At 52.1% G+C, this 25,190-nt stretch carries 25 protein-coding genes, 1 tRNA gene and 1 pseudogene; 15 read left to right on the forward strand and 12 right to left on the reverse strand.

Annotated features, from left to right (window positions below; genetic code table 11):
• Positions 1 to 18: 18 nt before the first annotated feature.
• On the forward strand, positions 19 to 438 hold the full coding sequence (locus BM485_01360) for a hypothetical protein (protein ID OKY76746.1): 420 nt from the start codon (positions 19 to 21) through the stop codon (positions 436 to 438).
• 3 nt (positions 439 to 441) lie between these two features.
• Here BM485_01360 and BM485_01365 read toward each other — a convergent pair whose 3' ends face one another.
• Positions 442 to 1,062, reverse strand: coding sequence for an IS630 family transposase (locus BM485_01365; protein OKY76747.1), 621 nt, complete (start codon positions 1,060 to 1,062; stop codon positions 442 to 444).
• A 5-nt stretch (positions 1,063 to 1,067) separates the two neighbouring features.
• Positions 1,068 to 1,574 (reverse strand): IS630 family transposase, encoded by a 507-nt coding sequence (locus tag BM485_01370; protein OKY76748.1) that lies wholly within the window; start codon positions 1,572 to 1,574, stop codon positions 1,068 to 1,070.
• A 656-nt stretch (positions 1,575 to 2,230) separates the two neighbouring features.
• On the opposite strand from BM485_01370, the gene BM485_01375 reads away from it, so the two are divergent.
• From BM485_01375 to BM485_01400, 6 genes are all read left to right on the forward strand, one after another.
• On the forward strand, positions 2,231 to 2,782 hold the full coding sequence (locus tag BM485_01375) for an isochorismatase (protein OKY76749.1): 552 nt from the start codon (positions 2,231 to 2,233) through the stop codon (positions 2,780 to 2,782).
• A gap of 72 nt (positions 2,783 to 2,854) precedes the next feature.
• Positions 2,855 to 3,106: a hypothetical protein gene (locus BM485_01380; GenBank protein OKY76750.1), complete on the forward strand. Its 252-nt coding sequence runs from the start codon at positions 2,855 to 2,857 to the stop codon at positions 3,104 to 3,106.
• A gap of 176 nt (positions 3,107 to 3,282) precedes the next feature.
• Positions 3,283 to 3,930, forward strand: a complete 648-nt coding sequence (locus tag BM485_01385; protein OKY76751.1) for a hypothetical protein — start codon at positions 3,283 to 3,285, stop codon at positions 3,928 to 3,930.
• Positions 3,931 to 3,935: 5 nt separating this feature from the next.
• Positions 3,936 to 5,852, forward strand: coding sequence for a succinate dehydrogenase flavoprotein subunit (gene sdhA / locus BM485_01390; protein OKY76752.1), 1,917 nt, complete (start codon positions 3,936 to 3,938; stop codon positions 5,850 to 5,852).
• A 6-nt stretch (positions 5,853 to 5,858) separates the two neighbouring features.
• Positions 5,859 to 6,623, forward strand: a complete 765-nt coding sequence (locus tag BM485_01395; GenBank protein ID OKY76753.1) for a succinate dehydrogenase/fumarate reductase iron-sulfur subunit — start codon at positions 5,859 to 5,861, stop codon at positions 6,621 to 6,623.
• Between the two features lie 98 nt (positions 6,624 to 6,721).
• Entirely contained in the window at positions 6,722 to 7,693 is a 972-nt protein-coding gene (locus BM485_01400) for a C4-dicarboxylate ABC transporter substrate-binding protein (GenBank protein OKY76754.1), read from the forward strand.
• Positions 7,694 to 7,886: 193 nt separating this feature from the next.
• On the opposite strand, the gene BM485_01405 is transcribed toward BM485_01400, so the two are convergent.
• Both BM485_01405 and BM485_01410 read right to left on the reverse strand, forming a co-directional pair.
• Positions 7,887 to 9,728: a hypothetical protein gene (locus BM485_01405; protein OKY76755.1), complete on the reverse strand. Its 1,842-nt coding sequence runs from the start codon at positions 9,726 to 9,728 to the stop codon at positions 7,887 to 7,889.
• 9 nt (positions 9,729 to 9,737) lie between these two features.
• Entirely contained in the window at positions 9,738 to 10,433 is a 696-nt protein-coding gene (locus BM485_01410; protein OKY76756.1) for a DNA-binding response regulator, read from the reverse strand.
• A 484-nt stretch (positions 10,434 to 10,917) separates the two neighbouring features.
• On the opposite strand from BM485_01410, the gene BM485_01415 reads away from it, so the two are divergent.
• The 6 genes from BM485_01415 to BM485_01440 all read left to right on the forward strand — a co-directional run bounded on the left by BM485_01415 (position 10,918) and on the right by BM485_01440 (position 17,768).
• Positions 10,918 to 11,967 (forward strand): phosphate ABC transporter substrate-binding protein, encoded by a 1,050-nt coding sequence (locus BM485_01415; GenBank protein OKY76757.1) that lies wholly within the window; start codon positions 10,918 to 10,920, stop codon positions 11,965 to 11,967.
• A 351-nt stretch (positions 11,968 to 12,318) separates the two neighbouring features.
• A complete protein-coding gene (locus BM485_01420) occupies positions 12,319 to 12,978 on the forward strand; it encodes a phosphate transport system regulatory protein PhoU (protein OKY76758.1) in 660 nt (219 codons plus the stop codon).
• Positions 12,979 to 12,995: 17 nt separating this feature from the next.
• Positions 12,996 to 14,384 carry a phosphate ABC transporter permease subunit PstC gene (locus tag BM485_01425; protein OKY76759.1) on the forward strand — a complete coding sequence of 463 codons (1,389 nt, stop codon included), beginning with the start codon at positions 12,996 to 12,998 and terminating at the stop codon, positions 14,382 to 14,384.
• Positions 14,385 to 14,408: 24 nt separating this feature from the next.
• Positions 14,409 to 15,686 carry a phosphate ABC transporter, permease protein PstA gene (locus tag BM485_01430; GenBank protein OKY76760.1) on the forward strand — a complete coding sequence of 426 codons (1,278 nt, stop codon included), beginning with the start codon at positions 14,409 to 14,411 and terminating at the stop codon, positions 15,684 to 15,686.
• A 33-nt stretch (positions 15,687 to 15,719) separates the two neighbouring features.
• Positions 15,720 to 16,769 (forward strand): phosphate ABC transporter substrate-binding protein, encoded by a 1,050-nt coding sequence (locus BM485_01435; GenBank protein OKY76761.1) that lies wholly within the window; start codon positions 15,720 to 15,722, stop codon positions 16,767 to 16,769.
• A 135-nt stretch (positions 16,770 to 16,904) separates the two neighbouring features.
• Positions 16,905 to 17,768, forward strand: a complete 864-nt coding sequence (locus BM485_01440) for a phosphate ABC transporter ATP-binding protein (protein ID OKY76920.1) — start codon at positions 16,905 to 16,907, stop codon at positions 17,766 to 17,768.
• A gap of 21 nt (positions 17,769 to 17,789) precedes the next feature.
• Here the strand turns inward: BM485_01440 and BM485_01445 are convergent, their stop codons facing one another.
• Genes BM485_01445 through BM485_01455 form a run of 3 tightly spaced genes read right to left on the reverse strand, consistent with a single transcriptional unit; the run spans position 17,790 to position 19,666 of the window.
• On the reverse strand, positions 17,790 to 18,221 hold the full coding sequence (locus BM485_01445) for a hypothetical protein (GenBank protein OKY76762.1): 432 nt from the start codon (positions 18,219 to 18,221) through the stop codon (positions 17,790 to 17,792).
• Positions 18,218 to 18,778, reverse strand: a complete 561-nt coding sequence (locus BM485_01450; protein ID OKY76763.1) for a hypothetical protein — start codon at positions 18,776 to 18,778, stop codon at positions 18,218 to 18,220. The genes BM485_01445 and BM485_01450 overlap by 4 nt, the downstream gene beginning before the upstream one ends.
• Positions 18,779 to 18,784: 6 nt before the next feature.
• Positions 18,785 to 19,666: a hypothetical protein gene (locus BM485_01455; protein OKY76764.1), complete on the reverse strand. Its 882-nt coding sequence runs from the start codon at positions 19,664 to 19,666 to the stop codon at positions 18,785 to 18,787.
• A 140-nt stretch (positions 19,667 to 19,806) separates the two neighbouring features.
• Between BM485_01455 and BM485_01460 the strand changes: the two genes are divergently transcribed.
• Both BM485_01460 and BM485_01465 read left to right on the forward strand, forming a co-directional pair.
• Positions 19,807 to 20,298 (forward strand): DtxR family transcriptional regulator, encoded by a 492-nt coding sequence (locus BM485_01460; protein ID OKY76765.1) that lies wholly within the window; start codon positions 19,807 to 19,809, stop codon positions 20,296 to 20,298.
• A gap of 179 nt (positions 20,299 to 20,477) precedes the next feature.
• Positions 20,478 to 20,663, forward strand: coding sequence for a hypothetical protein (locus tag BM485_01465; protein OKY76766.1), 186 nt, complete (start codon positions 20,478 to 20,480; stop codon positions 20,661 to 20,663).
• Positions 20,664 to 20,863: 200 nt separating this feature from the next.
• On the opposite strand, the gene BM485_01470 is transcribed toward BM485_01465, so the two are convergent.
• From BM485_01470 to BM485_01490, 5 genes and pseudogenes are all read right to left on the reverse strand, one after another.
• Positions 20,864 to 22,057 (reverse strand): aspartate aminotransferase, encoded by a 1,194-nt coding sequence (locus BM485_01470; protein ID OKY76921.1) that lies wholly within the window; start codon positions 22,055 to 22,057, stop codon positions 20,864 to 20,866.
• A 31-nt stretch (positions 22,058 to 22,088) separates the two neighbouring features.
• A complete protein-coding gene (locus BM485_01475) occupies positions 22,089 to 22,898 on the reverse strand; it encodes a tRNA pseudouridine(38-40) synthase TruA (protein ID OKY76767.1) in 810 nt (269 codons plus the stop codon).
• 22 nt (positions 22,899 to 22,920) lie between these two features.
• Positions 22,921 to 23,958, reverse strand: a complete 1,038-nt coding sequence (locus BM485_01480) for an N-acetyl-gamma-glutamyl-phosphate reductase (GenBank protein ID OKY76768.1) — start codon at positions 23,956 to 23,958, stop codon at positions 22,921 to 22,923.
• A 107-nt stretch (positions 23,959 to 24,065) separates the two neighbouring features.
• A pseudogene (locus BM485_01485) lies at positions 24,066 to 24,905 on the reverse strand (hypothetical protein).
• A 118-nt stretch (positions 24,906 to 25,023) separates the two neighbouring features.
• Positions 25,024 to 25,098: transfer RNA gene (locus tag BM485_01490), tRNA-Gly, on the reverse strand.
• Between the last annotated feature and the right edge of the window lie 92 nt (positions 25,099 to 25,190).

A 25,190-nucleotide genomic window follows, 5' to 3' on the forward strand; every position in this document is an offset into this window, starting at 1 on the left:
CATATTGATATTCTTGGCATGTCAAAGTTAGTGGAGAAGAACTTTGATGATGCATGGGGGGTGCTGTCTGACTTAGTTCATGTTCGAAACGAACAACGATTCAATCAATATGAATTTACCGATAAAGGCGAAATATTTAAGGTAGCTGAAAACATTCACTTCATTACATTTTCTGACACACTTTTTTTATTTACAAACAGCACATCGCCTATCGAATTAAAATCATTAATTATTCTAGTAACAGAAATTTTCCATAAGGCATTATTCAATTGTGTTCCTGTCAGAGCTGGAATTGGCCTTGGCCGATTCAATGTCAATTTTGAAGAATCTATGTTTGCTGGCCCAGCTTTAATTGATGCCTATTACGCAGGAGAAAATGCAAAATGGCTTGGGATCACATTTTCAGAGCCAGCTGGCAAAGCGGCTAGTACTAAGTAACTTTTATATTTTCGGATACAGATGTTGGAGCTTTATACGAGCATCCGATGTTTTGAACTGCCAAACAATTTTCTTCGCGCTATTGTTTCTCGCTTTTTCCCAGGCAGCAACATGGGCCTGCATGACCGCCATTTCTGGTATCCGGCGATCAAGACACTGTCCCTTGAGAACACTGAGTTCGATTTCCGCCATGTTGAGCCAGCTTCCGTGCTTGGGTGTGTAATGAATTTCGAGTCTTTCCGCCAACCGCCTCGCCTCTTGGGGTTCGAAGGCTTCATAGAGTGAGGCGATATTATGCGTGTTCAAATTGTCCATAACCAGACGAACCTTGCAAGCATGAGGATAACGCTCATCCAGCATTTGCTTGATCTGTGCCGCCCAATCTTTACGGGTTCGCCGTTCCGTGACCGCTACATGGCGCCGACCGGTCAGCGGTTCAACTTCCATAAATATTTCTGCCACGCCATTTCTGACGTATTCATCGTCGATGCACCGCGTTTGGCCTGGTTTTCCTGGTATTGGCTCTCGAACTTCACCAATCAGCTGTTTGGAAGATTCGTCCATACAAACCACTGGATACTCAGGATCATATGGGAAATGGTACACTTCCAAAACATCTTCCATCGCCGCTACAAAGGCTGCGTTACCTTTCGGCGGGATTTTCCAGTATTTCTTGCGGTGAGGTTGAAGTTCATTTTTTTTAATGCCCGCTGCACTGTCATGTGCGAAACCTTATCAGCAAAACCCAATTCAACTGCTTTTTCCGCAAGTAGCCTGACTGTCCATCGCTGGCGTCCTTCCGGTGCTTCGGAACACGCCAACGCAATCAATCGTGCCTCAAATGCCCCGTCAAAGATAACCTCTCTTGGCGGCTTCTCGCTTGGCTTGCGCTCCAAAGCAGCCTCGAGTCCTTCTTCGACAAAGCGCTTCTTCAGGTGTTCAATTGAGCGGCTGGTTACCCCCAGGGCATCAGCTACATCAGCGACTTTCCATGCCAAACCTTCTGGACCGGCGTCACATAGAAGCAAAGCACGGGCGTGTCTGAATCGCCTGGCCTCGATTCTCCCCCTTTTCGTCAATGCCTCAAGCTCGCTGCGTTCCTCTTTGGTCAAAGTAACTCTGTATCTCGGTGACATGATGGCCTCCTTATGTTGGATGCCATCAGTATATCACCACGGACAATAAATGCGAACTAATTAAGGTTACATGGTACTAGTTCTTTAGACCTAACTTCTGGCACACAACCCTCAATCATTGAGTGGGATGTACCAATTAAGAATGGGACAAAGCCCTCTTACGTCGTCAATTGGCCAGCTATATTCGCAACTGACTTAAAGGTGGCACCGCCTATTTCTGTTGAGCTTTTTTATAAGGCTTTTGAAAGCTCATTTGGTCCTTTTTCATCATTAGATGAAGATATAAGAAGAAAGTACGAAAATACCGTTGAGTTCATGAACAATAGGCTATTAAAAGTCAACATGCCTAACGAACAAGGTCAGATTGTGCAAGCGTAGCGCGCCACAATCTGACCTTGTTCGTTAAACACGCATTAAACACGCAAAGGGGGACAGATTTATTTTTGACATTCCTTTCGGGTCCTTTTTCTCGGCGGATTGGCCGTATTCGAGCATCCACCGGTATATCGAGGCGGGGATGATGAATCACGATTGGAGCGGTGGAATCTGCGGCAACGATCAAAACGGCTATGGAGAGAGAGAATGATGTTGTTGGGGTTCGTTCCTCACCCCAACCGTGCTGAAAAAATCATTTCATGGTTGCAGGAGTTGGAAAGATGAAGCGTGCATTGTTAGTTATTGATGTTCAGAACGAGTATTTCACAGGGAAACTGCCAGTGTCTTATCCTCCTGGAAGCATGGACAATATTCTGGCAGCAATGGACACCGCAACGACGAATCAAATCCCCGTGGTGGTGATCCAGCATGCGGCCAAGTCGCAAACCTCGCCTGTCTTTCGGAAAGGCAGCCCGGAATGGGAACTTCACCCCGATGTCAACAGGCGGCACAGAGACACGCTGATTGAGAAAAACTGGCCGGATAGTTTCACGGAAACGAAACTGGAAGAATGGCTCAAAGGTAACGGCATCGATACACTCACCATATGCGGATACATGACGCAAATGTGTTGCGATACCACGGCGCGACGCGCTTTCCATCTCGGCTATGCCGTTGAGTTTCTCTCCGACGCCACGGGAACTTTGTCGTTCGAGAACGAGGCTGGGGCCGTGACAGATGAAGAACTTCATCGAGCCATACTGGTGACGCAAAACCGCTTCAGCAAAGTGATGAAAACCAACGATTGGGTCAGTGACGTCCGGAGCGAGTAAACCAACAACGCGCCCAACAAAGCAAATCAACTCGTGAAGAACCAATAGGGACGTCCCCATCAACTCCCACGGGTGATTTACACGACCAACACCATTGAATCGCTGAACATGTCTCTGCGAAAGGTAACCAAAAACCGGGGCTCCTTTCCTGATGATGAGTCGATGTCCAAACTGCTTTACCTGGGGCTGACGAATATTTCGAAACGCCGGACAATGCCGATCAAGAACTGGAAATCAGCCTCTTTTGCTTTATTCTGCGGCAACATATGGTTAATTCCACCCGTTGCCAGCAACAATCCCACTCATTCTTTTTCATTTGATTAGGTATTTCTACTGGTCATTTTTTTGATGATACAGTATAGTTTTTCTTCTTTGACTTGCCCGAAACACGTATCATTCTCATGCGAGGATAGAAAAACAATTCAGAGCGCTTGTCGGCAGCCGAAACCCCTTGTTTTTCAAAGGAATCTCAAGGCAGCAACAGCGCACAAACATTTCAAATGATCATTACACGCTTTTTCCGAACATCCGTCGGCCGCAAAAGTATCATGGCGGCAAGCGGGGCCTTTCTCAGCCTCTTTCTCATTATGCACGGGCTGGGCAATGCAACTGCATTTTTCGGACGTGAGGCGTTTCTTGCCTATGCCTCCCGGCTGCACTCACTGGGCGTCCTGATCCATGTTTTTGAATTCATCCTGCTTGCTGTTTTTCTCCTCCACATCGCAACCGGCCTGACCCTGTTTGTGGAAAACATGCAGGCCCGCCCCGTTCGTTATCTGGTAACGAAATCATCCGGCGGACGCACCCTGGGATCACGCTCCATGCCTTACAGCGGCATGGTTATTCTTATTTTTCTTGTCATCCACCTGATAAATTTTCAATTTACCGACCACCCCGGCTCCGTTGCCGAGATGATGCGGGATCTTTTCCGCATCCCGGTGTATGCCTTTTTTTACATAGCCTCCCTGGCCGTCCTTTTCTTCCACGTCAGCCACGGTTTCTGGAGCCTGCTGCAGACCCTGGGGGTAAACCACCCGACTTATGACGCGACCATGCGCAACGGCGCCCTGATGATATCGCTGCTCGTGAGCGCCATATTCATCTTCATCCCGTTCTGCACCCTGCTGCTTGATAATTTCCTTCTCTAAAGATCATGACTATACTGGACGCCAAGATACCCGAAGGACCGCTCGCTGAAAAATGGGACAGCCATTGCTTTAAAAGCAGGTTGGTCAATCCGGCCAATAAACGCAAATACCGGATTATCATCGTCGGTTCCGGGCTCGCCGGCGCCTCGGCCGCGGCAACGCTTGCGGAACTGGGCTACAATGTCGAGGTTTTCACCATCCATGACAGCCCGCGCCGGGCCCACAGCATCGCCGCCCAGGGCGGTATCAATGCGGCCAAGAATTACCGGAACGACGGCGACAGCGTCTTCCGCCTCTTTTACGACACCATCAAGGGCGGCGACTTCCGGGCTCGGGAGGCCAACGTGTACCGCCTGGCCCAGATCAGCAACAACATCATCGATCAATGCGTGGCCCAGGGTGTGCCTTTTGCCAGGGAATACGGCGGCACTCTCGCCAACCGCTCCTTTGGTGGGGCCCAGGTCTCCCGCACTTTTTACGCCAGGGGCCAGACCGGCCAGCAACTGTTGCTGGGGGCGTACAGCGCCCTGATGCGGCAGGTTGAATCAGGCAGGGTTGTCATTCATTCGCGCCGGGAAATGGTTGATCTGGTGGTTGAAGAAGGAAAAGCGCGCGGCATCATCACCCGCGATATGCGCAGCGGCGCAATCAGCAGCCATGCGGCCCATGCGGTCGTGCTGGCCACCGGAGGCTACGGCAATGTTTACTACCTGTCCACCAATGCCATGGCCTCCAATGTCACGGCGGCCTGGCGCGCCTGTAAGAAAGGCGCCTTTTTTGCCAACCCCTCCTTTGTCCAGATTCATCCCACCTGCATTCCCGTGCATGGGGACTACCAGTCAAAATTAACCCTGATGAGCGAAAGCCTGCGCAACGACGGCCGGGTCTGGGTGCCGAAAAAAGCCGGCGACAACCGTCCGCCCACGGAAATCCCTGAAGAAGAACGGGATTATTATCTGGAAAACAAGTACCCCGGTTTCGGCAACCTGGTGCCCCGGGACGTGGCCTCACGCAATGCCAAGGAGCAATGCGACCGGGGCAAGGGGGTCGGCGCGACCGGCCTGGCCGTTTATCTCGATTTCGCCGATGCCGTCAAACGGGACGGCATGGAAATCATCCGGCGCAAGTACGGCAATCTCTTCCAGATGTATGAAAAAATCACCGCCCAGAACCCCGGCGTTCAGCCGATGATGATTTATCCGGCTGTTCATTACACCATGGGCGGTCTCTGGGTCGACTATAACCTGATGAGCACGATTGACGGGCTTTTCGTGCTGGGTGAAGCCAATTTCTCCGATCACGGCGCAAACCGGCTCGGCGCAAGCGCCCTGATGCAGGGGCTGGCCGACGGCTATTTTGTCCTGCCCAACACCATCGGCAATTATCTGGCCGCATGCAGCCGTGACCAGCCCTGCCCCACCGCTGCCCCTTTTGTCGAGGCCGAAGGAAAAGCAAAACGGACCATTGACGACCTTCTTGCCGTTAAGGGAAAACGGACGGTGGACGACATCCATCGTGAACTCGGGAAACTGATGTGGGATGCCTGCGGCATGGCCCGAAATAAAGCCGGTCTTGAAGCTGCCCTGCAAAAACTGCCCGAAATACGTGGCGAATTCCGAAACAATGTGCTGATACCCGGCAAACCGGACCAGCTCAACCAGTCCCTTGAACGTGCGGGACGATTGGCCGATTATCTTGAATTTGCCGAAGTGATGCTGCTTGACGCCCTAAACCGGCAGGAATCATGCGGCTGCCACCTGCGCGAGGAAAGCCAGACCGAGGAACACGAAGCCAAACGTGACGATGAAAAGTATTGCTACGTGGCGGCCTGGGAATATCGGGGAAATGAAAAATCACCCCGGCTGCACAAGGAGCCCCTGGCCTTTGAAAATGTCACGCCGAGCCAAAGAAGTTACAAATAGAGACGTATGGGAAAAAGCGAAAAAATCAACATAACACTTGAAATCTGGCGTCAGGAAAATGCCGTTGCCAAGGGCGACTTTGCCCGCTACAGCCTGGACGCAATTTCAACCGACATGTCCTTCCTCGAAATGCTTGATGTGCTGAACGAAAAGCTGACCCTGGAAGGCCGGGAGCCGGTTGCCTTTGATCACGACTGCCGGGAGGGGATCTGCGGCATGTGCGGCGCGGTGGTGAATGGCCGCCCCCATGGTCCGCAAAAAGGCACCACCCTTTGCCAGCTGCATATGCGCCATTTCAACGACGGCGACCATCTGGTCATCGAACCTTTCCGTTCGCGAGCCTTCAAAGTGGAACGGGATCTGATGGTTGACCGCGCAAGTCTTGACCGCATCATCCGGGCCGGCGGCTATGTATCGATCAATACCGGCAGCGCGCCTGACGCAAACGCGCTTCCCATTTCCCAGAAAATCGCGGAACAGGCCATGGACGCAGCCGCCTGTATCGGTTGCGGCGCCTGTGTTGCCGCCTGCCCCAATGCCTCGGCCATGCTGTTTGTCAGCGCCAAGGTTTCCCAGCTGGCCCTTTTGCCCCAGGGGCATCCGGAGCGGCGGGAAAGAGCGCTCAACATGATCCGCCGGATGGACGAGGAAAAATTCGGCAACTGCGGCAATGAAAGGGAATGCGAGGCAGCCTGCCCCAAGGGCATCAGTATCCGCCACATTGCCAGATTAAACAGAGAGTTTCTCAAGGCGGCCTTCCTGGCGGAATAAAAACCGCACATTACCCAACCAACCGTCGAGAGCGTTGTGCCGAGATCCGCACGAACAAAAAACAAAACCCGGATGATTAAAACAAAAGGTGGCAGATCATGAAAAACAAAGCGATCAAGACTCTGCTTGCTGTCTGCGCAATGATGGTTGCAATCATGGCACAGCCCGCAACCGGTCACGGCAAGGACGTTTACATCTTCGGCAGCGGTCCGGCGGGCGGCACCTTTCAGTTCATGACGTCGGCAATCGCCACCTATGCACCGGTGAAAGAGATCCGGGAATTCAGCCTGGTTACCAAGGCGTCGGCCGGATCCGTGGAAAATCTGCGCAAGGTTGATTCCGGCAGATATGCCATGGGTGTTGTTTATTCCGGCGAGGTCTACATGGGGCGAAACGGCCTGCTGCAAGATGATCCGACCAAATATGAAAACGTCCTTGCCGTCAGCTACTTCTATGGCGCGCCGGCTCAGCTTGTTGTCGGCAAGGATTCAGGTGTCAAAAAGGTACGCCAGCTTGTCGGCCTTAATGTCGGTGTCGGCAATACCGGCTCCGGGGCCTTCGCCAACTGCGAACGTTTTTTCAGCCATCTGGGCATGTGGGACAAGATACAAAAAAAGAGCATGGGATATAACGATGCGGCCATCTCCTTCGGCAACAACCAGCTCGATGCCTTCTGGCTTTTTGTCGGTTATCCGGCAAGTGCCATTACCATGCTGGCCGAGTCCAACAACATCGATTTGGTTGATCTTTCCCAAGAAGCCGAGGAATCGGGTTTTTTTAAGAAATATCCTTTTTTCACCAAGGTTGTCATTCCGGCCGGAACCTATAAAGGCGTTGACAGGGATGTACATTCCTACCAGGACTCCGCCCTGTGGGTGGCAAACAAGGACGTTCCCGAAGAGGTCGTTTACACCCTGCTCTCCAAGATTTACACCGATGCCGGCCTGGCTCACATGCGCAAGGTAAAGAAAACAGCCGCGGCCATGAGCATCAAGGACGGCATCAAGGGAATCGTCACCCCGCTCCATCCCGGAGCCATCAAATTCTGGAAGGAAAAAGGGATTATGTGATGTGCTTTCAATTCCCCTTCCAAAATAAATCAACGGGAAGAGAAAATTCCTTCCCGTTGATCCCCGCGCAGGCTTATAACTACAGAAAATCATAGTATCATTTGCCGGCGAATCGGCAAGCGGGTTGCCTTCCCCAATGGATGACACATCATCTTTTTGCCGGGCTGTGTTGATGAACCGCAAGCCCCGTTCATCACGCAGCCGGCAGGATGATGGAAAATATTGATCCCTCGCCTTCGCGGCTTTGCACGGAAACATCCCCGCCGTGAGCCTGGACAATATGCTTGACGATGGCAAGCCCCAGACCGGTGCCGCCGAGCTTGCGGCTGCGGGCCTTGTCACTGCGGTAAAAGCGTTCAAAGAGGCGGGGCAGATGTTTTTTGGCGATACCCACGCCGAAATCCCGGACGCTGATGACGATTTGCCCGGTCCCATCCGCAAGCTGTTTTTCTTCGGCCCGGATGATCACCTCGCTGCCCTCCTCGCTGTATTTGATGGCATTGACCACCAAATTAACCACCGCCTGCTCCAGCAAAGTGGCATTGATTCCGGCCTGCAGATTCTCGGGGCAGGAAAGGGTGATGCGGATATTTTTTTGCGCCGCCTTCATCGTGCAGGTCAGCACGGATTCTTCCAGCACCGGATACAGCGTTTCCCTTTTCAGCTCCACCCCGCTGTCGTCAGACTGCTCTTCGATCCGGGAAAGAGACAGCAGATCCTCGATGATGGCATGAAGCAGGTCACTTTGCTTGAGAACAATCTTGAGGAAGGAAACGGCTTCCTCCCTGTTGTCTAGTGCCCCGTCGAGCAAGGTTTCGATATATCCCTTGATGGATGTGATCGGTGTTTTCAATTCATGGGAAACATTGGCGACAAAATCTCGCCGCACATTCTCCAGACGCCGCAGACGGGTGACATCATTGAACACCACCAGCACGCCGTTATTCTTGCCGCTGCCGTCGTTCAGGGGCACGCCGTTGGTTTGCAGATACCGCTCCTGCTGCCCTTCCAGGGAAACGATTTCGCCCTGAAGAGGGTTGAGGCCGGCAAGAATCTCCTTGATCTGCCGCTGCAGCTCAACATTTCGAATTATCTCCTGGAGAAGTTTGCCCTCGGCTTCTTCCTGATCAACATCAAAAATTTTAGCCGCCGCCTGATTCATTCTGATAATCCGCTCTTCATTGTCAACGGCAAGAACACCCTCGGTCATGCAGGCAAAGACGGTTTCCAGTTCACTGCTCTGCCGGCTGATGGTTTCAATGCGCTCATTGAGTTGGGCGGCCATCCTGTCGATGGAGTCGGCCAGAGCGGCAACCTCAAGCGACGCGGATTCACTTTTCCGCAGGGACATGCCCTGGGTGAAATTGCCCTGGGAAAAACGCGCGGCACTTTGCCTGATCTCCTCAAGTGGCTTGCTGATTCTGCGCGACACAAGAAGCGTCATGAAAGCGGCAAGAAAAACCACCGCAACAGCGCCCATCGCAATTTTTGTCCGCACATCACGCAGCGTCCGGCTGATCACCGTGACGGGAACCGCCACCCGTAAAACGCCTGCGACCCTGCCGCTGACTCCTTCCGTTCGTTCCGGGATGTGCCCGGTTGCCGGGAGAGGAAGGGCCACATACAGCATATTTTCCTTCAGGGTTGTGCTGAAACGGACGGAATGCCCGATTGCGCCGCCGTAAGCGGCCATGATTTCCGGTCTGAGCTTATGGGGTTCCATGACATCCGGATTCTCACTGGAATCGGCAACAACTTTACCGGAAAGGTCAACAATGGTTATCCGTATTCGCGCATCACGTCCGGATTTGCGGGTAAAGCTGCGCAGCTCGTCAATCCGGCCGGCGGAAAACAATTCGTTCATCCGGTCTTTCACCAGATATGCCTTGGCTTCCAGCGAAGAGGTCCTCTGCTGGTAAAAAAAATTCCGCAGAGTGGCGGATCCATACCAGGCAACGGCCAGCATGGCGATCAAAGTAATGACCAGGTTGGCGGGAAAAATCTGCCAGATCAGCTTTTTATGTTTATACTGCATCGTTTCCCCTCACGCCTTGAAGCGGTACCCTACCCCGCGGACGGTTTCAATAGAGCCGCCCGCCTCACCCATTTTTTTGCGCAACCCGAATATCTGCACATCTATTGCCCTGGGAGTGACAAGAAAATCATAGCCCCGCACCGCATCAATGATCTGCTGCCGGGTATAAACCCAGCCCGGCTTGCCGGCCAGCAGATGCAGAATACCGAATTCGGTCATGGTCAATTGCAGGAGTTCGCCGTTCAGCCTGACCTCATGCCTGCCGGGATGAATTTCAAGTCCGTGAAGCAGAATTGCAACCGCTTTCTCTTCCGCGACCTCCCCTGTTTCCTTCTTGCGTCGCAGCAGCGCCTTGATCCGGGCGATGAGCACCTTCGGGCTGAATGGTTTTGTCACATAATCATCGGCGCCGCAGTCAAGACCCGCAACCACATCATCCTCTTCTCCCTTGGCGGTGAGCATCAGAACGGGAACTCCATGCGGATTTTCACTTTTCTTGATGGCCCGGCAGACATCAAGCCCGCCCATGCCCGGCAGCATCAAGTCAAGCAGGATACAATCAACATCGCCGCCCTTGAGTTTTTCCAGGCCTTCTTCACCCGTATCAGCGCAGACGACATGAAACCCGGCTTTGATGAGGTTATAGCTGACCAGCTGCTGAATATCCTCATCATCTTCAATTATGAGTATGTTCGCCTTGCCCATATCCGACTCCTGCTTGTTGACCCATCATATAAAAAAACAGCGGCGCCGAGGGTACCGCTGCGCTTTCTCTAAATACCCCGTAACTATCCAGCAGCACCGCATCTGCTTTGTCATCGGCCTGCCCGCATACCCAGTGTATAGCGGCCAAGCCTCTCTCGGAGTCTGCGCTTACCGGCGCATCTGCGGCACTACTGAACAGTTACAGTGCGTGGTTTTATGTACTTTGTCGCCACTACGCTGGATAGTTACAATACCCCTTTACCTTTATGCATATTTTTTCTTCCCGCAAGCCGATTCCCAACCCCTCATCAAATATTAACCATCTCCTAACCAAGTCCCAATAATACTCTCGTATTCTGACAAAAGTAAAAGCGTCAATAATTATTCCAAATTTTTCATGGACGCTGGGATGGTTCCCTTACAAAAACGATTTGCAATCAAACGGCAGCAGTATTTTTTATTCACATTCTTTATGGAGCAAACTATGAAAAAGAAAAGCATCTTTCTGGCAGCAGCATTCATGGCCGGCATGTTCAGCGCATCAGCGGTTCAGGCGGCGGGACGGGACTACATCAGCATCGTCGGCTCTTCCACCGTCTATCCGTTTGCCACTGTAGTGGCGGAACAACTCGGCAAGACATCGAATTTCAAAACCCCGAAAATCGAATCAACCGGCACAGGCGGCGGCTTCAAACTGTTTTGTGCCGGGGTCGGGGTTGAACATCCGGACATGACCAATGCCTCCCGCGCCATCAAAAAATCTGAATTCGACACCTGCCAGGACAATGGCGTAAAAAATATCGTTGAAGTCAAAATCGGCTATGACGGAATCGTGCTGGCCAATTCCAAGAAAAGCGCGCCCATGCAGGTGTCGCGCCGGGATATCTTCCTGGCCCTGGCCAAGGAAGTTCCTGACCCGAAAGGCGGCGACACGCTTGTTCCCAACCCCTATAAAACATGGAAAGAAGTCAATTCTTCCCTGCCGGCCGTTAAAATCGAGGTGCTCGGCCCGCCCCCCACCTCCGGAACCCGTGATGCCTTTGTCGAGCTCGCCATGGAAACCGGAGCCGAAACATTTGACTTTATCAAGGATATGAAAAAATCGGACAAGGACCGACATAAGGCGGTTACCCAAAGCGTGCGGGAAGACGGCGCCTATGTTGAAGCCGGTGAAAACGACAACCTGATCGTGCAGAAACTTGATGCCAACCCCAATGCCTTCGGCATTTTCGGCTTCAGCTTTCTTGACCAGAACGGCGACAAGATCCAGGGTTCAATGGTGGAAGGCAATGCCCCCACCTTTGACAACATCGCCGCCGGCTCGTATCCGGTTTCCCGTCCCCTTTTCTTCTACGTCAAGAAGGATCATGTGGGGGTCATTCCCGGCATTGCGGAATATCTTGCCGAGTTTACCAGTGAAAAAGCCTGGGGAAATGAAGGATATCTGGCGGACAAGGGCATGATCCCCATGCCCGAGGAAGAAAGAAAATCCGTTGCCAAGGACGTGAAGGATCTGAAACCGCTCAGCTTGTAATTTTTTTCTCGCCCTGAGAAAAGGTGCCGCAGGGATTGGGAAGACAACGTTTTTCTTGAGTCGTCCTGATCTCTGCGGTAATAATTTGGGGGCAGAATGCGGCAATGGATGCACCATCCGATACCCATCCCCGGCGGGATGAGAGGCAAGCAACCACATGGTTCCGCTTGGAATTATCCATTCTTTATATGCATATTTTCCCGGGCCCCGCAAGTTGATTCACCGAGCCTAACGCAATCTTAACAATCTCCTAATCAAACCTAAATTTTTCTCTCGTAGTATCGCTGAATGTGGTAGCTTTAAAGAAAATTAACGATAACTATCACAACATAAGCAAAGGAGAAAAACTTCATGGCCCGCCATCACACCTTTCATCGAGAACTTGAAAAACTGAACCAGAAGCTGTTGAGCATGGGAGCACTGGTGGAAGAACGGGTCCGCATGGCTGTCACGGTGATTGAGACCCATGATGAAGAGATGATCCAGAAAATTATCCGCTCCGACTATGAAGTCGATGACATGGAAGTGGAAATCGAGGAGGAATGCCTGAAAATCCTCGCGCTGCATCAGCCGGTGGCAAGCGACCTCAGGCTTCTCATCACCGTCATCAAAATCAACAATGAAATTGAACGCATCGGCGACATGGCCGTCAATATCGCCAAACGGGTGGAAGGTATCAGCAAAAGCAGCTGCGCCGTCAAAAGCGGTTTCGACTACAGTGAAATGTCGGAGCATGTCATCACCATGCTGAAAATGAGCCTTGACGCCCTGGTGCATCGCGACGCCGCGCTCGCCAGAAAAATCTTTTTCATTGATGACGAAGTGGACGCCCTGCGCAACCTGGCCTATGAAACGGTTATCAAAATGCTGGGCAAATTCCCGGAACACCCGGGATGCATGATCAATAATTTTCTTCTCGCCCGCCATCTCGAACGTATTGCCGATCGCGCAACAAATATTGCCGAAGAGGTGATTTACCTTGTTGAAGGCGAAATTGTCCGCTTCCGCTGATACCCAGGGCAACGATTATGATTTCCTCATATATTTTGCCGACCATTCTTTTGTTTGCCGTCAGTTTCTATTTTCTCGGCCGTTCCAAGGCGTTTGCCGTGGCGAAAAACCGCGGCGGCGTCAAAGGGCTCCATTCCCTGCCCGCGCACTACGGCATGTTGACGGCTCTCTGGTGCGCCCTGCCCGCTTTGCTCATCCTGGCAGTCTGGCAGACAAGTGAATCACCGATTATCAGCTCGCTGGTTGCCGCCGCTCTGCCGCCGGAAATCGCCGCTCTGCCGGAAAGCCGGCTTGGCCTGATTCTCAACGACATAAAAAATATTGTTTCGGGCAACATCGTTTCCGGGGAACCGGAACCTTATGTGCTGCAGGCCGCCGAGCACTACCGGGCCCTGCAGTCTCTTTCCGGCAGGGCCATGGCCGCGGTTATTCTGGCCTTTATGATGGCCGCGGGCTCACTTATTTACCGAAAAATCACCCCCTCACTGCAAGCCCGCAACAAGGTTGAAAAAGTTTTCCTTTTCCTGCTCTTTCTTTGTTCAGCCTTTGCCATCCTCATCACCGTGGGAATCATCCTTTCCGTTCTTTTTGAGGCGATCCGTTTTTTCAAGGTGGTTTCGCTGCATGAATTTCTTTTCGGCCTTGACTGGAGCCCGCAGACCGCGATGCGCAGCGATCAGGTCGGATCGAGCGGGGCGTTCGGGGCCGTGCCCGTCTTTGCCGGCACGGCGCTTATTTCACTGATCGCCATGATGGTTGCCGTGCCGGTTGGCCTCATGTCGGCAATTTACCTGTCGGAGTATGCAACCAACCGCACGCGCTCTTTTATCAAACCCCTGCTTGAGATACTGGCGGGCATCCCCACCGTGGTGTACGGTTTTTTCGCGGCCCTGGTCGTTGCCCCCTTTCTCCGGGACAGCGGCGCCGTTTTCAACCTGCCGATTTCTTCCGAAAGCGCCCTGGCCGCCGGTGTGGTCATGGGAATCATGATTATCCCCTTTGTCTCATCGCTTTCCGATGATGTCATTCATGCCGTTCCCCAGTCAATGCGGGACGGCTCCCTTGCCCTGGGCGCGACAAAATCGGAAACCATTAAAAAGGTGGTCATCCCCGCCGCCCTGCCCGGTATTGTCGGCAGTATTCTTCTTGCGGTATCACGGGCCATCGGCGAAACCATGATCGTGGTCATGGCCGCCGGACTTTCCGCAAACCTGACGGCCAACCCCTTTAAGGCGGTGACCACCGTCACCGTTCAGATTGTCACGCTGCTGGTGGGCGACCAGGAGTTTGACAGCCCGAAAACACTTGCCGCCTTTGCCCTTGGCCTGTTTCTTTTCATCTTTACTCTTCTGCTCAACATTATTGCCCTGTACGTTGTACGCAAATACAGGGAGCAATATGAGTAGCCGTCCGCCGGAAGGAGACACTTTATGAACAGTTCTCGGCAAAACGCCGCCACCATCGATAAAGTCAACAAGGGACTGCAACGCCGCTATCGGTCCGAACGCCGCTTTCGCAGATTCGGCATGACGGCAATCATCCTTTCTCTCGGTTTTCTCGCCCTGCTCTTTTTGTCTATTGTTTCAAAGGGATACACGGCATTTTTGCAAACTTATATTCAGATTGATGTCTTTTTCGACCCGGCTGAATTTGCCGACGAAAACCTGGCCACGGCGGATTTTCCCGGCCTGGTTAAATCATCACTGCGGGAGATGTTTCCCGATGTAACGGACCGACGCGGCAAAAAGCAACTTTACGACCTTGTCAGCTCAGGCGCGGCATTTCGCCTGCAGAATATAATCAAGGACAATACCAGCCTCATCGGCACCAAACAGAAAATATGGGTTCCCGCCAATGATGATGTGGACATGCTCTCTAAAGGCTACATCGACCGGTCGGTTCCTGAATCGGAAAGACGTATCACGGATAATCAGCTCGGCTGGCTGGACCGAATGGAAAACGAAGGCCGTATTGAAAAAAGATTCAACATGATATTGCTCACATCCGGTGATTCACGGGAACCTGAACTTGCCGGTATCTGGGGAGCAACGAGAGGATCATTCTACGTCCTGCTTATCACCCTGTTTCTTTCCTTCCCTGCCGGTGTCGCCGCCGCTGTCTATCTCGAAGAGTTCGCGCCCAAAAACAGATGGATCGACATTATCGAGGTCAACATCAACAATCTGGCCGCAGTGCCGTCCATTGTCTACGGCCTGCTGGGGCTTGCCGTGTTCATCAACTTTTTCGGCATGCCGCGCTCAACATCCCTGGTGGGAGGCCTGGTCATGACCCTGATGACCCTGCCGGTTATTATTATTGCCAGCCGCGCGTCCCTGCAGTCGGTTCCTCCTTCGATTCGTGAAGCGGCTCTCGGTATCGGCGCCTCAAAAATGCAGATGGTGATGCACCATGTTCTGCCGCTCGCCCTGCCCGGCATGCTGACCGGAACCATCATCGGCATGGCCCGCGCCCTTGGCGAAACCGCGCCTCTGCTGATGATCGGCATGGTCGCCTTTATCGTCGACATCCCCGGCGGATTTACCGACCCGGCCACCGCCCTGCCGGTGCAGATTTACCTTTGGGCGGACAGCCCGGAACGGGCCTTTACCGAAAGGACATCAGCGGCGATCATGGTGCTTCTCGCCTTCCTCATTTTCATGAACGCGGGAGCGGTTTATTTACGAAAACGTTTTGAAATTAAATGGTAGGGATTTTTTTCACTTTGTCCCAAGGAGAGCACAATGAAAAAGAAAAGCATTTTCTGGGTTTCCGCATTCATGGCCGGCATGTTCGCCACCTCGGCGGCCCATTCGGCAGGCCGCGACTACATCAGCATCGTCGGTTCTTCCACCGTCTACCCCTTTGCCACGGTGGTGGCGGAACAACTGGGAAAAACGACGAATTTCAAAACCCCGAAGATCGAGTCAACCGGCACCGGCGGCGGCTTCAAACTGTTCTGCTCCGGAATCGGCGTGCAGCATCCGGACATGACCAATGCCTCCCGCGCCATCAAAAAATCCGAATTCGACACCTGCCAGGCGAAAGGAGTCAAGGATATCATCGAGGTAAAAATCGGCTATGACGGAATCGTGCTGGCCAATTCCAAAAAAAGCGCTCCCATACAGGTGTCGCGCCGGGATATCTTCCTGGCCCTGGCCAAGGAAGTTCCTGACCCCAAAGGCGGCGACACGCTTGTTCCCAACCCCTATAAAACATGGAAAGACGTCAATCCTTCCCTGCCGGCCGTTAAAATTGAAGTGCTCGGCCCACCTCCCACCTCCGGAACCCGTGATGCCTTTGTCGAGCTCGCCATGGAAACCGGAGCCGAAACATTTGCCTTTATCAAGGAAATGAAAAACTCCGACAAAGACAAACACAAGGCGGTCTGCCAAAGCGTGCGTGAAGACGGCACCTACATCGAAGCCGGTGAAAACGACAACCTGATCGTCCAGAAGCTTGATGCCAATCCCAGTGCCTTCGGCATTTTCGGCTTCAGCTTTCTCGAACAGAACGCAGATAAGATTCAAGGGGCGATCGTGGAAGACTATGCTCCAACCTTTGAAAACATCGCAGACGGCACATATTCCGTTTCACGTCCCCTCTTCTTTTATGTCAAGAAAGCCCATGTGGGGGTTATTCCCGGCATCACGGAATATCTTGCCGAGTTTACCAGCGAAAAAGCCTGGGGTGATGAAGGTTATCTGACCGACAAAGGCATGATCCCCATGCCGGAGGAGGAAAGAAAATCCGTTGCCGCGGACGTCAAAGAGCTGAAAGCGCTCCGCATGTAACGATGAGGCCATCGTTTCCTTGATGACTTCCAAACACCGGGGGATCAGGGGGCATCGCAATTTTTTTTTATGCCTTTCCCTGGTCTCCGTGATACTATTTCAGGATAAATCAGAAAAATGGAAGCAACATTCAATATGACCCGCAACCAATCATCCATCCAAACCAAGGAGAATGTTTTGTCGCAAAGCCAGGACAAGGTTCTTCACAAGAAACGTGAAACAGTCGGCAACCCCTTCGTGGAAACCCCCCGCATGACCTGCCGGGAGGTCTATGTCTATTACGGCGAGAAGATGGCGATCAACAATGTCAGCATTGATATCGCCCGCAACGAGGTGATTGCCATGATCGGCCCTTCCGGCTGCGGCAAATCCACCTTTCTTCGCTGTCTGAACCGGATGAATGATACGGTGGAAGGCTGCAGGGTCACCGGGGATATCCGGATCGACGACATGGATATTCACGATAAAAGCGTGGATGTTGTGCCGCTTCGCGCCAGGGTCGGCATGGTTTTTCAGAAACCGAATCCCTTTCCCAAATCCATTTACGACAATGTCGCTTATGGTCCGAAAATTCACGGGCTGGTGCAGAACAAGACGGAACTCGATGAAATCGTCGAAACGTCCCTGAAAAAGGCCGGCCTGTGGGAAGAAGCAAAAGACCGACTGAACCAGCCCGGCACCGGACTTTCCGGCGGCCAGCAGCAGCGGCTTTGCATTGCCCGGGCCATTGCCGTGAGTCCCGAAGTGATTCTCATGGATGAACCATGCTCGGCCCTGGACCCCATCGCCACCGCCAGGATCGAAGAGCTGATCGCGGAACTGCGGGAACACTACTCCATTGTCATTGTTACCCACTCCATGCAGCAGGCAGCCCGGGTTTCCCAGCGGACCGCCTACTTTCACCTGGGCGACTTGATTGAAGTGGGAAAAACGGAGCGGATATTCACCAACCCGCGCCATCAACTGACCGAGGATTATATCACCGGCCGTTTCGGTTGATTTCTTGTTGTATTTCCGAGTCTAGAGACTCTGCAGAATATTTTTCACCATGTTGCCGTCCGTCATACCCGCGAAATGAGCCATGATCGGCTTCATGGCCTGCATCTTGTTGCCGAACTTGGCAAAATCGATATTGGCGGCGATCCATTGCTTAATTTCTTCCTCGCTTGCCTGCCTGGGCAGATATCCCTCCAGAATCCGCATGTATTCGGATGGCTCCTGCCCGGTATGGGCCAGGGTTTCGGCTTCCGATTTGATCAGCTTGCGAATGATGCTGATCACCTCGGCATCATCGAGCTCCTTTTTCGCCTGCCGGCCGAACTCGCCGAGCAACACGCGCAGCGCCGAGGTCCTGGCCTCGGTTTGGGCCTTCATCGATTGCTTTAAATCACTTTTTATTTTTTCCTGCAGCGACATGTTTTTCTCCTTTTCTCTTTTCAAATCCAAATTCATTGCCCTTCCAGGCGGATATTATCAAAAAAAAGCACAATTGGTTTTTCCGGTTGATGGACAAAAAGAGCCAGACTGGTGAGCGATGCGGCATCCATCAGCCGGCCGGTGCCGGAAGTCCGCAGCCCGGCAAGCTCAACAGCAAAAACATTGGCTCCCGGCAGGGCGTCAAAACGACCGTTTGCCCGGTCTTCATAAGGCGGGCCGTCCTTGCGGTCGTCTATTCGATAGGAAAGCCGTATCGCCTGTTCTCCCGGATTGTAAATATCAACCAGCAAGCGTTTCCCGCCCCGGCAGCCTTCTTCCAGGTAGCATTTGAAGCCGGGATAGTCAAAATGAGGATACATCTCCAGCCTGAGGCTGTATTGACCGGAAGTGGCATGGCGCGTATCCCGCTCCATGAACGTGCCGCACTCCCAGTGCAGATGATCGAGCTCCAATTCATTTTCAAAGTCGAAAATCGAACGATTTGCCGATTCATCATATCCCCCCGACGAACAGGAGACAATGGCCAAAAACAGGAAAAGAGCAAAAAAAACGCGGATGAAAGCAAAGCGCATATCTCTTTACCTCCCTTGAAAGCTGATGACGGTTATTTCCGGCGGTACCCCGAATCTGAAAGGAAAAGAGCCGGTGGTGCCGATACCACGGTTCACATACAACCACTTGTGACCGCCATCGCTGAAAAGCCCTGCCCGGTATCGGGGATAATCGACGACATGGAGTCTTTCCCAAAGAAAATCAGGCAACCGTATCTGTCCTCCATGGGTGTCGCCGGCAAGCCAGAGCCGCGGCCTATCCCCCAATGCCTCGTCCCAGCCGTCCGAAAAATGATTGAGCACCAGGAGCGGACTGTTCTGGTCGGGCAGGCCGTGAAAGGGTGTTTGCCGATCAACGGCATTCCCCTCGTCTTCGACAAAAAAACCGGCAACAACCATCGTCCGTCCGGACTCGTCAAGATCGACCGTGCGGCATGAGTTCTTAAACATTCTGGGATGATCTCGCTGTTGATGTACATTGCCGGCGGTATGACAGAAAAGGCACTGCTGCCTGCCGGCAGACATGTCGGAATCGCCGAGCACGCAATAGACCCCGAGCGGCGCATGCAGGCTCTCGACAAACGCCATGGCCGGGGCCGGATTTTTCTCCCATTGCACCATGTCCCCGGTGATGACGATGAGATCCGGCTTGAGGTCGGTCACCATCCGGGCGAGCTTGGCTTCACGTTTGCCCGGATGATCAATGTGGAGATCGGAAAGCTGGACGATTTTCGTTTCTCCCCAGGCGCGCCATAATATTTCATCAGGGATGACGACATGTTCAACCACGATCCTGTTCGGCTCGATCCAGCAAGCATAAGAGAAAGCAATCATTCCGATAAATAACGACAAAAGAAAAAATCGACGCATGAAAAAAACCATTTTCAACAGGATAGACGGCAGCGGCAAAAGGGCAAATGGATCTTTTTTACCCCGTCAAACAAAAAAAACTGGCATCAACGGCAACTCAACTGTATGATATTAACTACTTACAGGTGTCAATTTAACTTTTTGGTGTTGCTTTCAGATGCGGCATATCGCAAAATATCATGAAAAAAGAAACACGCCTGAGTGCAAGTCTTGAAGACTACCTTGAGGCGATTGCCCTCATCATCAAAGAAAAGAAGGTGGCCAGGGCAAAAGAAATCGCTTCCCGACTCAATGTCAGTCGGTCATCAGTGACCGAGGCGTTCAGAGCTTTAGCCCAGAAAAAACTGATCAACTACGCCCCGTATGAGGTCATCACCCTCACCACCACGGGGCAGGAAATGTCGGCGGACATCATCCACCGTCATCAGGCCCTGAAGAATTTTTTCATCAAGGTCCTTGATGTGGATGAAAAGCTTGCCGACATCGGGGCCTGCAAAATAGAACATGCCGCACCCAGAGAAATTATCGACCGCATGATCAGTTTTGTCCAATTTCTTGAACAATGCCCCCGCGGCGGCACGGATTGGATTGAAAGTTTCAGTTTATTCTGCAGGGACGGCAAAATCAGCGATGACTGCCGCAACTGTATCACGAAATGTCTTGTGAAATAATGACGTCTTTGCCGCAAGCCATGGCGCCCGATTTTCGTATCGATTCATAGAGTTATCGTTTACGATACGGCGGACCAAGGTTTTTTGCAAGACCGTTGCATAATGGGCCGGCATTTGATTGCCGATCGGCTCTTTATTTGCTGCTTGAAAAAAGGACAAGAACTTACCGAGGAACGGAGATGGACGGACAATACAAACCGGGATGGTACATTCACCCCAACCTTGCCTTGATCAAAATATACCAGAGTGGTCAGAGCTGGGTGTATCGCTGCTACAGCTCAAGCGGCCAGAAAGCACTTTCCAAGGAGCGGCCCCTTGACCAATGGACCTGGGCTCTCAGCGAACCCAGCCCGGAAGAATATTGAGACCGTCGTCAAGGCGGGAAGGGCTCACCCTGTTGCAATCAAACGCGTCCGCATCGACCATCCGCCGCAATGGCACCACGACACAAAGAGCCGCAACGAATGAATTTCGTTGCGGCTCCTGATTTTTCCCGACAATGCCGCTCTTTACGGCCAAAAAACTTCGATCGCAGTCATTACCCCAAAACCGATTCAACCCTGAATCAGTCAAGCTTTCCCAGCGCCTCTTTCAACCTTTTCATCCCATCGGTTATTGATTCCATCGAAGTGGCAAAGGAAAAGCGCACAAACTCATCGGCACCAAACGCTGCGCCGGGAACCGTCGCCATAAAACTTTCTTCCAGCAGATACTCCGACATCTCGACCGAGCCGCTGATGACCTTGCCTTTGAACTTACGGCCGTAATAGGCGGTAAAATTCGGAAAAACATAAAAGGCGCCGCTTGGTTTCACACAGGTGATCCCTTCAATCGAGGTCAATTCCTTGACGATATAATCAAGCCGGGGCACAAACGATTCCTTCATCATCCCCGGAAAATCCTGCGGTCCTTCCACAGCGGCCAGGGCTGCCTTCTGGGCGATTGAAGAAGCATTTGAGGTCGACTGACTCTGGATTTTATTCATGGCGGCAATCACATGTTTCGGCCCGAGAGAATAACCGATGCGCCATCCGGTCATGGCAAAGGACTTGGACACGCCATTCAAGATGATGGTCTGATCCTTCACCTTTGGTTCCACGTCGAGAATATGGGCGAGAGGACCTTCATCGTAGACGATGGTGTCATAAATATCATCGGAGATGATGACCCAGCCCCGTTTCATGGCCATTTCGGCAACAACTGCCAATGCCTTGGCGGAAAAAATTCCTCCGGTGGGATTTGACGGACTGTTGAGAATAATGCCGCGGGTCTTGCCGGTCGCGCACTTATTCAAATTTTCCGCGGTCAGATCGAAATTATCCTTTTCAGACAGCGGCACAAAAACCGGGGTCGCACCGGCAAGCAGCACGATGGGCGGATAGGAAACCCAGTATGGAGTCGGGATGAGCACTTCGTCTCCCGGTCCGAACATGGCCTGGGCCATATTATAAAGCCCGTGTTTGCCGCCGCAGCTCACCTGTACCTGGTCCGCTTCATACTTCCAGCCCCTGTCCCGGGCGTAGCGGGCGACGATTGCCTCACGCAGTTCCGGAATACCGGGAACTGCGGTATAACGGGTAAAGCCTTCATCAATGGCTTTTTTACCGGCGGCGCATACATGCGCGGGAGTATCAAAGTCCGGTTCGCCGACGCTGAAATTCAAAATATCAGCACCGGCGGCCTTCATGGCCTTTGCCTTTGCATTCACCGCCAGGGTGGGTGAGGGTTTGATCAGTTTCATCCGATCCGCCAGCGCAATCTGTCCTTCCATATCCGTCCCCTTTCCTTTTTTAAAATCCATGCCGTATTCCAGCATCATCATAAAAAACATTTTTCAGAAACAGGCCGCAGGCTGGTGCGGTTGGAGCGGCCATCGCCCTGTCTCTCAACTCAAAAAGCCGGACAAAATCTTCGACCTCCATGCGATTTCGGCCAACTTCAATTACCGACCCGATGATATTTCTTACCATTTTTCGCAAGAATCCGTCACCGCAAATTTCAAAAACATATTCATCCATGCACGATTCATTGATCTGAAGCGTTGCGGAAAATATATGCCGCGTCGCCCCTCGGCCGCCGACCTTGGCCCTGTCCCGGGATCCCACTGCCTCAAAAGAGCTGAAATCCTTGCTGCCGCGGATAAAAGGCAGGCACCGGCATGCCCTGTCCAGATCAAACGGGCCGGGAAGATGGGCGCAATACAAACGGCGGTGGGGCAAAATCAAACTGCCGGTTGAAAAAAAATACTGGTAAATTTTTGCTTTGGCACTGATACGCGAATGAAAATCTTCACTGACATCCTCAACCCGGAGTATCTTGATTGACGCAGCAAGCAAACTGTTCAACCCCTGTTGAAAGGCATGACAGGTAATGGCGGATGAGGTTTTGAAATGAGCCGTCATACCCAGGGCGTGCACCCCGGCATCAGTTCGCCCCGCGCCGTGAACGACAATATTTTCTCCGGTCATCACCGCAAGTTTTTTCTCAAGGGCAGCCTGAACCGTCGGAGCGTTGTTCTGGCGCTGCCATCCCGCATAGTCGGTGCCGTCAAAGGCGACGGTCAGCTTGATATTGCGGCAGTGTACGGAGTGAACACCCATAAGACAAAGGGGCGGAAAGCTATCAAGGAAAAAGGGGGACTGTTTCAAGCCCGAGGGATTCGGCGAAACCGCAAACCAGATTCATATTCTGAACCGCCTGACCGGCAGCCCCTTTCACCAGATTGTCTATGGCCGACAGCAGAATTATTCTGCCGGTCCGTGGATCATATTTAAAAGCGATATCACAGTAGTTGCTGCCGCGAACATACTGGGTGGCGGGGAAAACACCGGGGGGGCAGACCCGGACAAATTTTTCATTACGATAAAATTCGTCGTACAAAGGGGCAAGTTCGCCCGGATCGACACCGTCGACAAGGCTTGCGTACACCGTGCTCAATATTCCGCGCGAGATCGGCAGCAAATGAGGAGTAAAGGAAATGGTCAGTTTGCTTCCGGCAAGCTTGCTCAGTTCCTGCTCGATCTCCGGCGTATGGCGATGCTGGGCAACCTTATAGGCGCGAAAACCATCGGTTACCTCGCAAAAAAGGCTGTTGACCTGGGCACTGCGTCCGGCTCCGGACGTACCGGACTTGGAATCGGCGATAATGGTATCAAGCTTCACCCACCCTTTTTTCAGTAAAGGGGCAAGGGCAAGAATAATCGACGTCGGATAACATCCGGGGTTCGCCACCAGACGTGAACCGGCAATACGATCTCGGTTGAGTTCGGGCAGTCCGTAAACCGCCTCATCAAGATATTGCTTGGCCGTATGGGCCTGATACCATTCTTCATAAACAACGGGATCATCGATACGGAAATCAGCGCTGAGATCAACAACTTTTTTCCCGGCCTCGAGAATGGAAGGCACGAGGGCCATGGCGGTCTGGTGGGGAACCGCGGTAAAAAACAGATCCGCCCTGCCGACCAGATCATCGATCTTGAGGTCTTCACAGACAATGTCCGCGATCCCGGCCAGATGGGGATAGACATCGGACATTTTTTTGCCCGCATACTGACGGGACGTGGCAACACATAATTCCGTTTCCGGATGAAGTGCCAATATGCGTGCCAACTCACCACCGGTGTAACCCGATGCACCAACAATACCTACACGAACCATTTTCTTCTCCGCTCAGTCGCCAATCAGACAAAAAAAAAGGGAAAAGCGAAATATCTTTCGCTTTTCCCGTTTAAGGACAGTTCATTCAATAAGATGAATAAATCAGATCAACGTTTCGAGAACTGGAAGCTTGCACGGGCAGCTTTTCTGCCGTATTTTTTCCGCTCTTTGGCGCGTGCATCGCGGGTGAGAAAACCAGCTTTTTTCAAGGCCGGACGATTTGCACTGTCAACCTCCAGCAATGCTTTCGCTATGCCATGACGAAGCGCCTCTGACTGAGCAGACTTGCCGCCGCCTTTCAGAGTGGCATAAACATCGAATTTTTCGATCGTATCGGTGAGAACAAACGGTCTGACTGCTGATTTCTGGTCAATAGCGCCACCGAAATATGCAGCAAAGCTCAATTTATTGACATTAATATCGCCCTTACCCGGTCTCAACCAGACCCTGGCAATAGCTGTTTTTCTTTTACCCGTGGCGTAGAATTGCTGCTCTGACATAATTACTCCAGTACTCTCTTATATTTCGAGTTTTTCCGGTTTCTGGGCTTCATGGGGATGCTCCGAACCGGCATATACTTTCAATTTTTTCAGTTGGGCGCGACCCAATGTATTTTTGGGAAGCATGCCCTTCACCGCCTTGAAAAGAAGCTCTTCAGGGCTTTCGGCAAGAATTTCCTTTGCCGTTCTTGTCCGGAGTCCGCCCATGAAGCCGGAATGATTGTAGTACAACTTTTCATCAAGCTTCTTGCCGGTAAGACGGATCTTGTCGGCATTGACAACGATGACGAAATCCCCGTTATCCTGAAAAGTGCAGAAGGTGGGTTTGTGTTTGCCGCGAAGCCGGTATGCAATTTCAGAGGCAAGGCGACCGAGAACCTTACTTTGCGCATCAACCACAAACCAGTTCCGTTCAATCTCATTGACCGGAGTTAAATACGTTTTCATATGCTGACCCTCAAATACTGCTTATCTTACCATTCGCAGGAGAATGAAAATCCCAATCAAACAAATGGAAATATTGACAAAAAAAGGTCCGAAGCATGTTCGAACCTTTGAATTTACCTGGAGCGGGAAACGAGATTCGAACTCGCGACTTCAACCTTGGCAAGGTTGCACTCTACCACTGAGTTATTCCCGCTTTTGTTTTTTTGTGTATGTGCGAAAAACACAGTGAATATACGGTCGACATTCTTTTTTGTCAACAAAAAATTCACCTTTTTTTATCTGCAT

The organism is Desulfobulbaceae bacterium DB1, from assembly GCA_001914235.1.
Classification (GTDB): Bacteria; Desulfobacterota; Desulfobulbia; order Desulfobulbales; family SURF-16; genus DB1.

Coding starts and splice junctions, on each gene's coding strand:
- BM485_01375 (OKY76749.1), top strand. CDS start 2,231: ATGAAGCGTGCATTGTTAGTTATTGATGTTCAGAACGAGTATTTCACA.
- BM485_01370 (OKY76748.1), bottom strand. CDS start 1,574: ATGTCACCGAGATACAGAGTTACTTTGACCAAAGAGGAACGCAGCGAG.
- BM485_01450 (OKY76763.1), bottom strand. CDS start 18,778: ATGCGCTTTGCTTTCATCCGCGTTTTTTTTGCTCTTTTCCTGTTTTTG.
- BM485_01440 (OKY76920.1), top strand. CDS start 16,905: ATGACCCGCAACCAATCATCCATCCAAACCAAGGAGAATGTTTTGTCG.
- BM485_01460 (OKY76765.1), top strand. CDS start 19,807: ATGAAAAAAGAAACACGCCTGAGTGCAAGTCTTGAAGACTACCTTGAG.
- BM485_01415 (OKY76757.1), top strand. CDS start 10,918: ATGAAAAAGAAAAGCATCTTTCTGGCAGCAGCATTCATGGCCGGCATG.
- BM485_01405 (OKY76755.1), bottom strand. CDS start 9,728: ATGCAGTATAAACATAAAAAGCTGATCTGGCAGATTTTTCCCGCCAAC.
- BM485_01385 (OKY76751.1), top strand. CDS start 3,283: ATGATCATTACACGCTTTTTCCGAACATCCGTCGGCCGCAAAAGTATC.
- BM485_01425 (OKY76759.1), top strand. CDS start 12,996: ATGATTTCCTCATATATTTTGCCGACCATTCTTTTGTTTGCCGTCAGT.
- BM485_01360 (OKY76746.1), top strand. CDS start 19: ATGTCAAAGTTAGTGGAGAAGAACTTTGATGATGCATGGGGGGTGCTG.
- BM485_01395 (OKY76753.1), top strand. CDS start 5,859: ATGGGAAAAAGCGAAAAAATCAACATAACACTTGAAATCTGGCGTCAG.
- BM485_01465 (OKY76766.1), top strand. CDS start 20,478: ATGGACGGACAATACAAACCGGGATGGTACATTCACCCCAACCTTGCC.
- BM485_01430 (OKY76760.1), top strand. CDS start 14,409: ATGAACAGTTCTCGGCAAAACGCCGCCACCATCGATAAAGTCAACAAG.
- BM485_01445 (OKY76762.1), bottom strand. CDS start 18,221: ATGAATTTGGATTTGAAAAGAGAAAAGGAGAAAAACATGTCGCTGCAG.
- BM485_01475 (OKY76767.1), bottom strand. CDS start 22,898: ATGGGTGTTCACTCCGTACACTGCCGCAATATCAAGCTGACCGTCGCC.
- BM485_01365 (OKY76747.1), bottom strand. CDS start 1,062: ATGGAAGATGTTTTGGAAGTGTACCATTTCCCATATGATCCTGAGTAT.
- BM485_01400 (OKY76754.1), top strand. CDS start 6,722: ATGAAAAACAAAGCGATCAAGACTCTGCTTGCTGTCTGCGCAATGATG.
- BM485_01480 (OKY76768.1), bottom strand. CDS start 23,958: ATGGTTCGTGTAGGTATTGTTGGTGCATCGGGTTACACCGGTGGTGAG.
- BM485_01420 (OKY76758.1), top strand. CDS start 12,319: ATGGCCCGCCATCACACCTTTCATCGAGAACTTGAAAAACTGAACCAG.
- BM485_01435 (OKY76761.1), top strand. CDS start 15,720: ATGAAAAAGAAAAGCATTTTCTGGGTTTCCGCATTCATGGCCGGCATG.
- sdhA (OKY76752.1), top strand. CDS start 3,936: ATGACTATACTGGACGCCAAGATACCCGAAGGACCGCTCGCTGAAAAA.
- BM485_01410 (OKY76756.1), bottom strand. CDS start 10,433: ATGGGCAAGGCGAACATACTCATAATTGAAGATGATGAGGATATTCAG.